A 13915-nucleotide genomic window follows, 5' to 3' on the forward strand; every position below is an offset into this window, starting at 1 on the left:
GAACGTACCAAACCACACGTAAACGTTGGTACTATCGGTCACGTTGACCACGGTAAAACCACTTTAACAGCAGCTATTTGTACTGTACTAGCTAAAGAGTACGGTGGTGATGCGCGCGATTACGCTCAGATTGATGCAGCTCCTGAGGAAAAAGCACGTGGTATTACCATTTCTACGTCTCACGTAGAATACGAAACCCCTAACCGTCACTACGCACACGTTGACTGCCCAGGTCACGCGGACTATGTTAAGAACATGATTACCGGTGCAGCTCAGATGGACGGTGCGATTTTAGTTTGTTCAGCTGCAGATGGCCCAATGCCTCAGACACGTGAGCACATCTTATTATCACGTCAGGTTGGTGTACCTTACATCGTTGTTTTCCTAAACAAAGCTGACTTAGTTGATGACGAAGAGTTAATCGAGTTAGTTGAGATGGAAGTTCGTGAGCTATTAAGCATGTACGATTTCCCAGGTGATGACACGCCAATCATTAAGGGTTCTGCTCGTTTAGCCTTAGAAGGCGACGAAGGTCCTTTAGGTAAGGAAGCTGTTTTAGCGTTAGCTGAAGCGTTAGACACTTATATCCCAACGCCAGAGCGTGCGGTTGACGGTTCTTTCCTAATGCCGGTTGAGGATGTATTCTCTATTTCTGGTCGTGGTACGGTAGTCACCGGTCGTATTGAGCGCGGTATTATTAAAGTGGGTGAAGAGATCGAGATCGTTGGTATCCGTGAAACTCAGAAATCCATTTGTACCGGTGTTGAGATGTTCCGTAAGTTACTCGACCAAGGTGAGGCGGGTGATAACGTTGGTATTTTACTACGTGGTACGAAGCGTGAAGACGTTGAGCGTGGCCAAGTATTAGCTAAGCCGGGTTCAATCAACCCACACACTAAGTTCTCAGCCGAAGTGTATATTTTATCTAAAGAAGAGGGTGGTCGTCACACGCCATTCTTCCAAGGTTACCGTCCTCAGTTCTACTTCCGTACAACTGACGTAACCGGTACGATTACACTACCAGCTGATAAAGAGATGGTACTTCCTGGTGATAACGTGTCAATGGACGTTGAGTTAATTGCACCTATCGCGATGCAGGAAGGTCTACGTTTCGCTATCCGTGAGGGTGGCCGTACCGTAGGTGCCGGTGTTGTTGCTAAAATCGAAGCTTAATTAAAAAAACGAGCATGATAATAAAAAGTATGTTATTATGCTCGATTCGGTGATGTTTTTACTGTAAAAGTATCACCCTGTCTCTACAGAGACAAAAACCATGTCTAGGGGTATAGCTCAATTGGCAGAGCGTCGGTCTCCAAAACCGAAGGTTGTAGGTTCGATTCCTACTGCCCCTGCCAAATAGTGAAGTAACTGCAATAAAGCGGTACTAATAAAATGTCAAACACAAATATAACAACCGTTGCCAATACAGGTGACAGAATTAAAATTACTCTGGCAATACTGGTCGTTGCGATCGGTATTTTTGCGTATTCATTCTTTTCAGATTTGAATGTATATGCACGAGTGGGCATTTTCGTCGGTAGTTTGGCTTTAGCTGGAATTTTAGTTTGGCTTAGCGATTTAGGTAAACGCACCTTAGGATTTGCTTCCGGTTCTTACAATGAATTAAAGCGTGTTGTATGGCCAACTCGCAACGAAGTTATTCAAATGACAGGCATCGTTTTTGCTTTTGTCTTTGTGATGGCCCTCTTTTTATGGATTGCTGATAGCTTAATTGATTGGATTCTGTACGGTATATTTCTAGGTTGGAAATAGGGAGAGCTGGTGAGTAAGCGTTGGTATGTCCTTCATGTCTTTTCGGGCATGGAGAAAAGAGTTCAAAAGAGCTTGCAAGAGAGAATCACTGAAGCTGGCTTAGATAGCTATTTCGGTCGAATTTTAGTTCCTTCTGAAGAAGTTATGGAGAGTCGCGCAGGTCAGAAGTCTATTTCTGAGCGTCGAATTTTCCCGGGCTATGTGTTTATCGAAATGGAATTAACCGATGAGACTTGGCACTTAGTGAAAAGTACAAATCGTGTGACAGGATTCTTAGGTGGCACAGGTAATCGTCCTACCTCTATTTCAGAGCAAGAAGTAAATAAAATTTTATCTCAAATTGAGGAAGGTGGTGAGAAGCCACGTCCAAAAGTTTTATTCGAAGTTGGTGAGATGCTACGAATCAAAGAAGGTCCTTTTGCGGACTTCAATGGCACGGTAGAATCTGTTAACTACGAACGTAGCAAAGTACAGGTCAATGTGACTATTTTTGGTCGTATTACGCCTGTTGAGCTGGATTTTAGTCAGGTAGAAAAAGCATAATTAATTCTTTTAGAGTTTATTAACTTTCAATACTTTATTTAATAACCATTGGGGAGCTTATACATAAGCGTTTGCACCCATTAGGAGTTTACAAAATGGCAAAGAAAATTGCTGGCTTTATTAAGCTACAAGTGCCTGCTGGTAAAGCAAACCCAGCACCTCCGATTGGCCCAGCATTAGGTCAACGCGGTCTAAACATCATGGAATTCTGTAAAGCGTTCAATGCCCAAACTCAGGGTATGGAACCGGGTTTACCAATTCCAGTAGTGATTACTGCTTACGCAGATAAATCATTCACTTTCATCATGAAAACCCCACCAGCAACTATTCTTATTAAGAAAGCTGCAGGTGTTCAAAAGGGTTCTGAGCGTCCGAACTTAAATAAAGTTGGTAAATTAACTCGCGCTCAATTAGAAGAGATTGCTAAAACTAAAGAGCCGGATTTAACCGCTGCTGATTTAGAGGCCGCTGTACGTACAATTGCTGGTAGTGCCCGCAGTATGGGTATTGAAGTTGAGGGTGTAATCTAATGGCTAAGTTATCTAAACGTGCTCGCGCAATTAGCGAGAAATTCGATAAAAATAAATTATACGCATTAGACGAAGCTCTAAATTTAGTTAAAGAAACAGCGACTGCTAAATTTGACGAGTCTATCGACGTTGCTATTCAGTTAGGTATCGATCCTAAGAAATCAGACCAATTAGTTCGTGGTTCTGTGGTGTTACCAGCAGGTACCGGTAAATCTGTACGTGTTGCTGTTTTTACTCAAGGTGAAAACGCCGAAGTAGCTAAAGAAGCAGGTGCAGATGTTGTCGGTATGGAAGATTTAGCCGAACAGGTTAAAGCTGGCAATTTAGATTTCGATATCGTGATTGCTTCTCCTGATGCAATGCGTGTTGTTGGTGCTTTAGGTCAAATTTTAGGTCCTCGTGGTCTAATGCCTAACCCTAAAGTGGGTACTGTAACTCCTGACGTTGCTACTGCAGTTAAAAATGCAAAAGCTGGTCAAGTTCAATACCGTACTGACAAAGCAGGTATTATCCACAGCACAATTGGTCGCGCATCGTTTGATGTTGATCAGTTAAAACAAAATTTAAGTGCTTTAGTAGATGCTTTAAACAAAGCTCGCCCAGCGTCAGCTAAAGGTGTTTATCTACGTAAAGCAGCCATTTCATCCACTATGGGTGGTGGCGCCAAAGTTGAAGTTGCTAGCTTAACAGCAGCTGCAACTGAGTAAAGAACTTTGGGCTGCGCCAAAGACGATCGAATGAGTTTAATCTCTTAATCGATTTGGCGCTGCTGTCAAAGACCGCTGGAGTTTTTAAGCTTAGTTAGTTAAAAACTTAAAATAATTATCCAGCGTAGACGGCGTCCCAACGGAAGAATTCAATTCAGAACTCTGCCCTGGTACGCCGCATATGGAATGACGCAACGGGATTTCCTCCCACCGCGTCTTTTGATGGAGTGTTCAACCGTGAGTCTCAATCGTAATGAGAAAGCTGCAGTAATTGAAGAAGTTTCAGGCCAATTGGCAGATGCTCAATCAATCGTTGTCGCTGAATATCGTGGAATTGATGTCGGCTCTATCACCGTATTGCGCAAAACAGCACGCGAACAAGATGTTTATCTGCGTGTATTGAAAAATACGTTAGTTCGTCGTTCAGTAACTGATACACCATTTGATGGTATTAGTGAGCAACTGACTGGTCCATTGCTATATGCAATTAGTAAGGATCCGGTAGCGGCAGCTAAGGTATTGTCCGATTTCGCCAAAACCAACGACAAGATAGTACTTAAAGCTGGTGCTTTACCAGGTAGCGTACTTGATGCCGAAGGTGTTAAGGCGTTGGCTAAAATGCCTTCTCGCGAAGAGCTATTGGCTAAACTATTGGGCACTATGCAGGCACCTGTTGCGAAGTTTGTGCGTACGCTTAACGAGGTTCCATCTAAATTTGTCCGCGGCTTAGCTGCTGTACGTGATCAAAAAGAGTCTGCTTAATTATCAAAACGTAAATAGCGTTTATAGCAAATTCTTGATTTGACACTAAGACAAACTTAGGAAATTCGTCGATAGAATCGATACAAAACCAGGCAATATACAAATATATTTTAAATTTTGGAGTTCAAAATGGCTTTATCAAAGGCAGATATCTTAGAAGCAATTGCTAACATGAGCGTGTTAGAGTTGTCAGAATTAATTACTGAAATGGAAGAGAAGTTCGGCGTTTCAGCTGCAGCAGCTGCTGTTGCTGTAGCTGCTCCTGCAGCTGGCGGTGACGCTGGTGGTGCTGGCGCTGCTGAGCAAACTGAATTCACAGTATTCTTAGCTGAAGTTGGTGCATCTAAAGTTAACGTAATTAAAGCAGTTCGTGAAATCACTGGTTTAGGCTTAAAAGAAGCTAAAGACTTAGTTGATAACGCACCTAAAGAAATTAAAGAAGGCTTAGACAAAGCAGCTGCAGAAGAAGCGCAGAAGAAGTTAGAAGAAGCTGGTGCTAAAGTAGAACTTAAGTAGTTCATGCTTTAAAACACCCGGAGTGGTTTTTACTATCTCCGGGTTTTTGTGTTTTCACGAAAAACGGACTCAACACATAATAAGACGTATTGAATTAATTCAATAAAGCTATTCTATAATTAGCTAAATTTTGTATAAAAACGAGACACTTTTCCGAGTGATTCACACTGTACACTAATTTACTATAGGATGACAAGACGCCGAGACGTTTTTCTTGAAGTCGCAAAACCCTCTTGATTACAACGACTAGTAATCAGCTAACCATCTCGAGTTGGAGTGCTCATGCCTTACTCGTATACAGAACGTAAACGTATTCGTAAGAGCTTCGCTAAGCGCGAAGATATTCAAAAAGTACCAAACCTTCTAGGAACACAGCTCAATTCATATGATTTGTTTTTGCAGCAAAATGTCCACCATAGCCAACGCAAGGATGAAGGTTTACATGCCGCTTTTACAGGCATTTTCCCAATTGAAAGCAATAACGGTTACGCTCGTTTAGAGTTTGAAAGTTATCGCTTAGAAGCCCCCGTATTTGACGTAAAGGAATGTCATTTACGTGGCTTGACCTATGGCTCTCAATTATACGCCACGATTAACCTAGTGATCATGGATCGTGATGCTAGTAAGCCTACGGTAAAAGAAGTCAGAAAGCAAGAAGTCTTTATGGGTGAAGTGCCCCTAATGACAGATACCGGTTCATTTGTTATTAATGGTACCGAACGTGTCATCGTGTCTCAGTTACACCGTTCACCCGGTGTGTTCTTTGAGCATGACCGCGGTAAAAACCAAAGTTCCGGTAAATTATTATTCTCTGCCCGTGTTATCCCATACCGTGGTTCATGGTTAGACTTTGAGTTTGACGCCAAGGATAATTTATATTTCCGTATTGACCGGCGTCGTAAAATGCCGGTCACTACCTTATTAAAAGCCATCGGCATGACGGCTGAGCAGATTCTTGCTGAGTTCTTTGATTTTGACAGTTTCGATATCAAAGATAGTGGTGCGCTTTTAGAGTTTTTCCCGGATCGTTGGAGAGGTGAAATCGCTCCTTTTGATTTGGTTGATAAAGCCGGTAATGTCTTAGTTGAAAAAGATAAGCGTATTAATGCAAGACATTTGCGTCAGTTCGCCGAAGCTAACATGGAGCAAATCCTTGTTAACGATGAGTTTTTAGTCGGCCGTTTCTTGGCGACCAACATCATTGATCCTGAAACAGGTGAAGTGCTCGCCGAAGCTAACGCAGAAATCACTGAGGCTATGCTGACTGCTTTACGCGCAGCCGGAATCAAGACGATTAATACCCTTTACATCAACGAATTAGAAAAGGGTCCATACATCTCTACGACCTTAAGTACAGATGATACCGTCGATGAAAATGCAGCACGTATTGCGATCTATCGTATGATGCGTCCTGGTGAGCCGCCAACCGAAGAAGCGGTTGAGGCTTTATTCCAACGTCTTTTCTACAGTGAAGATAGCTACGACTTGTCACGCGTAGGCCGTATGAAAGTTAATAGCCGTCTACATGGCACAGATAGTTCTGAAGGCGCGCTAACACTAACTAACGACGATATTCTAAAAACAATTAAGTTGTTGGTTGACTTACGTAACGGTAAGGGCGAGATTGACGATATTGACCACTTAGGTAATCGCCGTGTGCGCTGTGTTGGTGAGTTAGCTGAAAACCAATTCCGTGCCGGTTTGATCCGTGTTGAGCGTGCTGTTAAAGATCGCTTAGGCTCTGCTGAATCTGACAACTTGATGCCAAACGATCTGATTAACTCCAAGCCTATTTCTGCTGCGGTTAAAGAGTTCTTTGGTTCTAACCAGCTGTCACAGTTTATGGACCAAACTAACCCGTTATCAGAAGTGACGCATAAGCGTCGTGTTTCTGCGTTAGGTCAGGGTGGTTTGACTCGTGAGCGCGCCGGCTTTGAGGTACGAGACGTACACCCGACGCACTATGGTCGCGTATGCCCGATTGAGACGCCGGAAGGTCCAAACATTGGTTTAATTAACTCAATGGCTCTGTATGCGCGTTTGAACCACTATGGTTTCCTGGAAACGCCATATCGTAAGGTTGTAAATTGCCAAGTTACCAATGAAATTGAGTACTTATCAGCCATTAAAGAAGCTAATTATGTGATCGCTCAAGCAAACGCTGAGTTAGATGACGATCATCGATTTACTGACGATCTGATTGCGTGTCGTGAAAATGGCGAGACCATCATGACTGCACCTGAAAATGTTCAGTATATGGACGTAGCTCCATCACAGATTGTATCGGTTGCTGCTTCATTAATTCCGTTCTTAGAGCATGATGATGCGAACCGTGCCTTGATGGGTGCGAACATGCAACGTCAGGCAGTACCTTGCTTGAAACCTGAGAAACCGTTAGTAGGTACGGGTCTTGAGCGTATTGTTGCGACTGACTCCGGTACCGCAGTACAAGCCAAACGTGGCGGTGTAGTTGATCACGTCGATGCTCAGCGTATTGTTATTCGAGTTAATGACGATGAGGCTGCAGCGGGTGAAGTGGGTGTAGATATTTATAACCTAACTAAATACACTCGTTCTAACCAAAACACGAATATTAACCAGCGCACGATTGTTAAGCGCGGCGATATTGTGGCTGCCGGTGATGTATTGGCTGATGGCGCGTCAACAGACTTAGGTGAATTAGCCTTAGGTCAAAATATGCTGATCGCTTTCATGCCGTGGCATGGTTATAACTTTGAGGACTCGATTCTAATCTCAGAAAAAGTAGTTTCAGAGGATCGTTATACCTCCATTCATATTGAAGAGCTAACCGTTGTTGCACGTCAGACTAAGCTGGGTGATGAATCGATTACTCGCGATATTTCTAACGTACCGGAACTTCAGTTAAACCGTCTAGATGACTCAGGGATTATCCACATTGGTGCCGAGGTACGTACCGATGATATTTTAGTGGGTAAGGTTACACCGAAGTCTGAGACTCCTTTAACACCGGAAGAGCGTTTATTACGTCAGATTTTCGGTGAAAAAGCAGCGGATGTTAAAGACACCTCTTTACGCGTTCCGTCCGGTATGAACGGTACGGTAATTGATGTACAGGTTCTGACTGCTAAAGGTGAAAAGCCTGATGCTCGTGCACAGTCGATTATTGATGCTGAGTTAAATCGCTATCGTATTGACTTGGATGACCGTTTCCGTATTGCCCAAAACGATATTTTCGAACGTCTACAGAAAATCTTAGTTGGTCAGGTTGTTAATGGTGGTCCTAAGGGCTTAAAGAAAGGTGATGAGTTAACTAATGAATATTTAGAAAACTTAGATCCTAGCTACTGGTTCGATATCCGTTTAGCAGACGAAGATACTCAAACAACGCTTGAGCATGCGAAAGAGTCTATTGATTTTGAGCGTGCTGAAATTGAGCGTATGTATGATGAGAAGCGTAAGAAGCTGACTCAAGGTGATGAGTTACCTCCGGGCGTTATTAAGATGGTTAAGGTTTACTTAGCTGTTAAACGTCGCTTGCAGCCCGGTGATAAGATGGCTGGTCGTCACGGTAATAAGGGTGTTGTTTCCCACATTGTACCGATTGAAGATATGCCATACATGGCAGACGGTACGCCGGTTGATATCGTATTGAACCCGCTAGGTGTTCCTTCTCGTATGAACATCGGTCAGGTACTGGAGGTTCATTTAGGTTGGGCCGCTAAAGGTATTGGTCACCGTGTGAGCGAAATGCTTGAAAACGAGCGTAGTTCTCAAATAAAAGACATTCGCGAGTATTTGGAAAAGGTCTACAACGACGTTGGAAAAAAAGAGCAATTAGACAGTTTGTCAGATGACGAAGTGATCGACATGGCTAAAAACCTACGCGAAGGTCTGCCATTAGCTACGCCGGTATTTGACGGTGCGGTTGAAGAAGAAATTCAGCATATGCTGAAATTAGCTTATCCGGATGAGTTGAAAGAGCGTCTAGGTCTTACTGAATCTCGTACACAGGTTAACTTAATTGATGGCCGTACGGGTGAGTTATTTGACCGTCCTGTGACGGTAGGTTATATGCACTATCTGAAACTCCACCATTTAGTGGACGATAAGATGCATGCCCGTTCTATTGGTCCATACTCACTTGTCACTCAACAACCATTGGGCGGTCGAGCTCAATTTGGTGGTCAGCGTTTCGGTGAGATGGAGGTGTGGGCACTTGAGGCGTATGGTGCAGCTTACACGCTACAAGAAATGTTAACCGTTAAATCGGATGATATTGCTGGTCGTACGAAGGTTTACGAGAACATCGTTAAGGGTGAGCATTCAATCGATGCTGGTATGCCTGAGTCCTTTAACGTCTTAGTTAAAGAAATTCGATCACTAGCTCTTAACATGGAGCTGGAGGGTAAAAAGTAATGAATGGTTTATTAAGTTTATACAAACAAATTGCTCCCGATGAGCAGTTTGATGCAATCAAAATTGGTATTGCTTCACCCGAAAAGATTCGTTCATGGTCTTTTGGTGAGGTTCGCAAGGCTGAAACCATCAACTACCGCACGATTAAGCCTGAACGTGATGGTCTTTTCTGCGCCAAGATTTTTGGTCCGACAAAAGACTATGAGTGCTTGTGCGGTAAGTATAAGCGTTTAAAACACCGCGGTATTATTTGTGAAAAATGTGGTGTTGAGGTTACAGCAGCTAAGGTACGCCGTGAGCGTATGGGCCATATCGAATTGGCCAGTCCGGTTGCTCATATTTGGTTCTTAAAAAGCTTACCGTCTCGCTTAGGTATGGTTCTCGATATGACGTTACGTGATATCGAGCGCGTACTCTATTTTGAAGCGATGTGTGTTATTGAGCCTGGCATGACGCCTTTGCAGCGCGGCCAGATCATGACAGAAGAAGAGTACAACAACAAAGTTGATGAATACGGCGATGAGTTCGTTGCCCTCATGGGTGCCGAGGCGATTCGCGAGTTATTACGTACTCTGGACATCGACAAGGAAGCTGAAGTACTTCGCGAAGAATTAAAAATCACGACCTCAGAAGCGAAATTGAAAAAGATTTCTAAGCGTCTGAAAGTTGTTGAGGGTTTCCAAAAATCCGGTATTAAGCCTGAATGGATGATTCTTGAGGTATTACCTGTATTACCACCTGATTTACGTCCATTAGTACCGCTAGATGGTGGTCGTTTTGCAACGTCTGACCTCAACGATTTATACCGTCGAGTGATTAACCGAAATAATCGTTTGAAGCGTTTAATCGAATCGTATGCGCCCGACATTATCGTGCGTAACGAGAAACGCATGCTTCAAGAGTCTGTTGACTCATTGATGGATAATGGCCGTCGTGGTAAAGCCATGACCGGTCAGAATAAACGTCAACTTAAATCACTTGCCGATATGATTAAGGGTAAGGGGGGTCGCTTCCGTCAAAACTTATTAGGTAAGCGCGTTGACTACTCCGGTCGTTCGGTTATTGTAGTTGGTCCTCAGCTTAAACTGCACCAGTGTGGTTTACCTAAATTAATGGCGCTAGAGCTATTTAAGCCGTTTATTTACCATCGTTTAGTGGCAATGGATCTCGTGGCTACAACTAAAGCGGCTAAACGCTTGGTTGAAGCACAAGAACCTGTTGTTTGGGACGTACTGGAAGAAGTTATTCGTGAGCACCCGGTGTTACTTAACCGTGCGCCAACCTTACACCGCCTAGGTATTCAAGCCTTTGAGCCGGTACTTATTGAAGGTAAAGCGATTCAATTACACCCGCTAGTGTGTGCGGCCTTTAACGCGGACTTTGACGGTGACCAAATGGCTGTTCACGTTCCGCTATCGATTGAGGCGCAGGTAGAATCTCGCACATTAATGCTTGCTTCTAACAACATTTTATTCCCGGCGAGTGGTGAACCGTCGATCGTTCCTTCTCAGGATATTGTTTTAGGTCTTTACTATGCGACTCGTTCGCGCATTAATGGTAAGGGCGAGGGCAGTATTTTTGCGGATTTAAATGAGCTACATCGTGCCTATAACAGTGGCGCTGTTGAGTTACAAAGCCGCATCACAGTACGCCTTCCTGAATGGGTTAAAGACGAAAACGGTGAGTTCCAGAAGCAACTTAAACGCGTTGAAACGACAGTTGGTCGTGCGCTGTTGTCTGAAATTTTACCTAAGGGCTTACCATTTAGCGTATTAGATAAATCACTCAAGAAGAAAGAAATTTCTAACTTGGTGAATCAGTCCTATCGTCGCTGCGGTCTACGTGAAACAGTTATTTTTGCAGATAAATTGATGCAATCAGGTTTCAGATTAGCAACGAAAGCGGGTATTTCTATCGCAGTCGATGATATGTTAGTCCCAGCTGCTAAGTCTGATATCTTGTCTCAAGCGTCTGAAGAAGTTAAGGCGATTGATAAACAGCACTCTTCAGGTTTAGTAACTACCCAAGAACGTTATAACAACGTGGTTGATATTTGGGGTAAAGCGACTGAGCGTGTGACTAAAGTCATGATGGAGAAATTAGCAACTGAGAAAGTTGTTGACCGTCATGGTGAAGAGGTTGAACAGGAATCGTTTAACTCGATTTATATGATGGCTGACTCGGGTGCTCGTGGTTCTGCGACACAGATTCGTCAGTTAGCTGGTATGCGTGGTCTAATGGCTAAACCGGATGGTTCAATTATTGAAACTCCGATTACGGCAAACTTCCGTGAGGGTTTAAATGTACTTCAGTACTTTATTTCAACCCACGGTGCTCGTAAGGGTCTAGCGGATACGGCGCTGAAAACAGCGAACTCGGGTTATTTAACTCGTCGTTTAGTTGACGTGACGCAAGACTTAGTCATTATTGAAAATGATTGCGGTACCACCAATGGTTACTTAGTTAAAGCGAAGGTAGAGGGTGGTGAGATTATTGAACCACTAGGTGATCGCGTCTTAGGTCGTGTGGCAGCGGTTGATATTGTTGACCCTGACACCCAAGAAACCATTCTTCCGGCCGGTTCGATGCTTAATGAGGATGCGGTTGAGTTAATAAATAACTTCGCTATTGACGAGATTAAGATCCGTACGCCATTGACATGTGAAACCCGTCACGGTTTATGTGCACATTGTTATGGTCGTGACTTAGGCCGTGGTTCTCTAGTGAACCGTGGGGAAGCGGTCGGTGTTATCGCTGCTCAGTCTATCGGTGAGCCGGGAACACAGTTAACGATGCGTACGTTCCACATTGGTGGTGCGGCATCTCGTACGGCCAGTGTATCAAGTGTTGAGACGAAGTCTAACGGTAAGGTAGCCTTCTTGACCTCAATGCGCTATGTGACTAATAGCAAAGGCGAACGCATTGCGATTTCGAATAACGGTGAGTTACTAATTCTTGATCCGGTCACTGAGCGCGAGCGTGAACGTCATCGTATCCCTTACGGTGCAACCGTATTGGTTGGCGATGCCGACGAAGTTAAAGCAGGTGCTAAGTTAGCGACGTGGGATCCACTAACTCGTCCTATTGTTTCTGAGTATGCCGGTCAGGTTAAATTCGATAATATCGAAGAAGGCGTGAACGTTGCTCAGCAGACGGATGAGGTAACCGGTTTATCAACATTGGTAGTGATCACACCGAAGCGCGCGACACGTGCCAATGTCCGTCCGCAAATTAAGATGCTTGACGAAAAAGGCGAAGAGATCACGATTCTCGGTCCTAATAACACCAGTCACACGGTGGCGATCAGCTTCCCGGTTGGGGCGTTGATTCGCGTTCGTGATGGTCAGGATATCGGTGTGGGTGAGATTGTTGCCCGTATTCCGGTTGACTCTCAGAAGACTCGTGATATTACCGGGGGTCTACCTCGAGTGGTTGAGCTATTTGAAGCACGCTCTCCGAAAGATGCCGGTATTTTGGCTGATGTGTCCGGTGTCGTTTCTTTTGGTAAAGAAACCAAGGGTAAACAGCGTTTAGTGATTACCGATACTGACGGTCAACCGCATGAGTTCCTAATTCCTAAAGAAAAGCATATTCAGGTACAAAACGGTCGTGTCGTACACCAAGGTGAGCTGATTGTTGATGGTCCTTCAGATCCTCACGATATTCTTCGCCTCAAAGGTATTGAGAAATTAGCTCAGTACATTATTGATGAGGTACAAGAGGTTTATCGCTTACAAGGTGTGAAGATTAACGATAAGCACATTGAAGTGATCGTTCGTCAGATGTTACGTCGTGTCGTGATTGAAGACGCCGGTGATACCAGCTTTATCCCGGGCGAACAGGTTGAACGTTCAGCTTTACTTGATGAAAATGATCGTGTTGAAGCTGAAGGTGGCCAGCCGGCAACCTATCAAAATATCCTCTTGGGTATTACGAAGGCTTCTCTATCAACGGATTCATTCATTTCTGCGGCATCGTTCCAAGAAACGACTCGCGTACTGACTGAAGCGGCTGTTATGGGTAAACGTGACGAACTACGTGGTCTAAAAGAAAACGTAATCGTTGGTCGCTTAATCCCTGCCGGTACCGGTTTGTCGTACCACATTGCTCGCCGTAAGAAGGTCGAAGGTCGTAGCGCCATTGAAAGCGCTGCCGCTGAGCAGGAAAATCCATTCGTTGAATCAGAGCCGGTCTCTCTTGAGAGTGTGTTAAGCGGTTCTACCGCTGAAACAGCACCTGCTGATGGTGGCAACGAGGAATCATCTGGTGTAGCAGAAGAGTAAGTCAAATTAAGTAAGGCCTACGCCTTGCTTAGACTTAAATAAACAGGGGCTCAATATATATTGAGCCCCTGTTGTTTTATATTTATCGGTATGCTAACTAAGCAAGGTGAGACCTTTGCAATAACCCCTCAAACTTCCTAAAATATAGCTTGTTTTCTTGCATTCTTACTTTAGTCCTATGAGTAGTTTCTTTCAACAAACCGCCAAAGCCCGTATTGCCAAACACCTTGATCGTTTTCCGTTACTTAAGTTAGATCAAGTGATTGATTGGCGACCGATTGAATGCTACCTCAATTCACAAAAGCAGCGTCGATTGACGACTCAACAAGGTCGTCCGAGTTATCCCGTGCTCGCCATGTTTAAGGCAGTCCTATTGGGTCAATGGCATAGCCTCTCCGATCCG

Annotated in this window: 10 protein-coding genes and 1 tRNA gene; all 11 read left to right on the top strand. The window is 44.1% G+C overall.

Annotated features, from left to right (window positions below; all coding sequences use genetic code 11):
• On the top strand, positions 1-1173 hold a 1173-nt coding region (tuf, locus tag B092_RS0109860), incomplete at its 5' end, for an elongation factor Tu (protein ID WP_018575063.1).
• 106 nt (positions 1174-1279) lie between these two features.
• Positions 1280-1355, top strand: a tRNA-Trp gene (locus B092_RS0109865).
• 37 nt (positions 1356-1392) lie between these two features.
• Complete coding sequence (secE, locus tag B092_RS0109870) at positions 1393-1773, top strand: preprotein translocase subunit SecE (RefSeq protein WP_018575080.1); 381 nt, start codon at positions 1393-1395, stop codon at positions 1771-1773.
• A 9-nt stretch (positions 1774-1782) separates the two neighbouring features.
• Positions 1783-2316, top strand: coding sequence for a transcription termination/antitermination protein NusG (gene nusG, locus B092_RS0109875; protein ID WP_026253716.1), 534 nt, complete (start codon positions 1783-1785; stop codon positions 2314-2316).
• 95 nt (positions 2317-2411) lie between these two features.
• Positions 2412-2846, top strand: a complete 435-nt coding sequence (gene rplK, locus B092_RS0109880; RefSeq protein WP_018575082.1) for a 50S ribosomal protein L11 — start codon at positions 2412-2414, stop codon at positions 2844-2846.
• A complete protein-coding gene (gene rplA / locus B092_RS0109885; RefSeq protein ID WP_018575083.1) occupies positions 2846-3553 on the top strand; it encodes a 50S ribosomal protein L1 in 708 nt (235 codons plus the stop codon). The genes rplK and rplA overlap by 1 nt, the downstream gene beginning before the upstream one ends.
• 237 nt (positions 3554-3790) lie before the next feature.
• A complete protein-coding gene (rplJ, locus tag B092_RS0109890; RefSeq protein WP_018575084.1) occupies positions 3791-4315 on the top strand; it encodes a 50S ribosomal protein L10 in 525 nt (174 codons plus the stop codon).
• Between the two features lie 129 nt (positions 4316-4444).
• A complete protein-coding gene (rplL, locus tag B092_RS0109895; protein ID WP_018575085.1) occupies positions 4445-4831 on the top strand; it encodes a 50S ribosomal protein L7/L12 in 387 nt (128 codons plus the stop codon).
• Positions 4832-5113: 282 nt separating this feature from the next.
• On the top strand, positions 5114-9229 hold the full coding sequence (gene rpoB / locus B092_RS0109900) for a DNA-directed RNA polymerase subunit beta (protein ID WP_018575086.1): 4116 nt from the start codon (positions 5114-5116) through the stop codon (positions 9227-9229).
• Positions 9229-13512, top strand: coding sequence for a DNA-directed RNA polymerase subunit beta' (gene rpoC / locus B092_RS0109905; RefSeq protein WP_018575087.1), 4284 nt, complete (start codon positions 9229-9231; stop codon positions 13510-13512). Before rpoB ends, rpoC begins: the two co-directional genes overlap by 1 nt.
• A 178-nt stretch (positions 13513-13690) precedes the next feature.
• The coding region (locus tag B092_RS0109910; protein ID WP_018574966.1) for a transposase at positions 13691-13915 on the top strand (225 nt) is incomplete at its 3' end.

Source organism: Oligella ureolytica DSM 18253 (assembly GCF_000373745.1).
GTDB classification, from domain to species: domain Bacteria; phylum Pseudomonadota; class Gammaproteobacteria; order Burkholderiales; family Burkholderiaceae_B; genus Oligella; species Oligella ureolytica.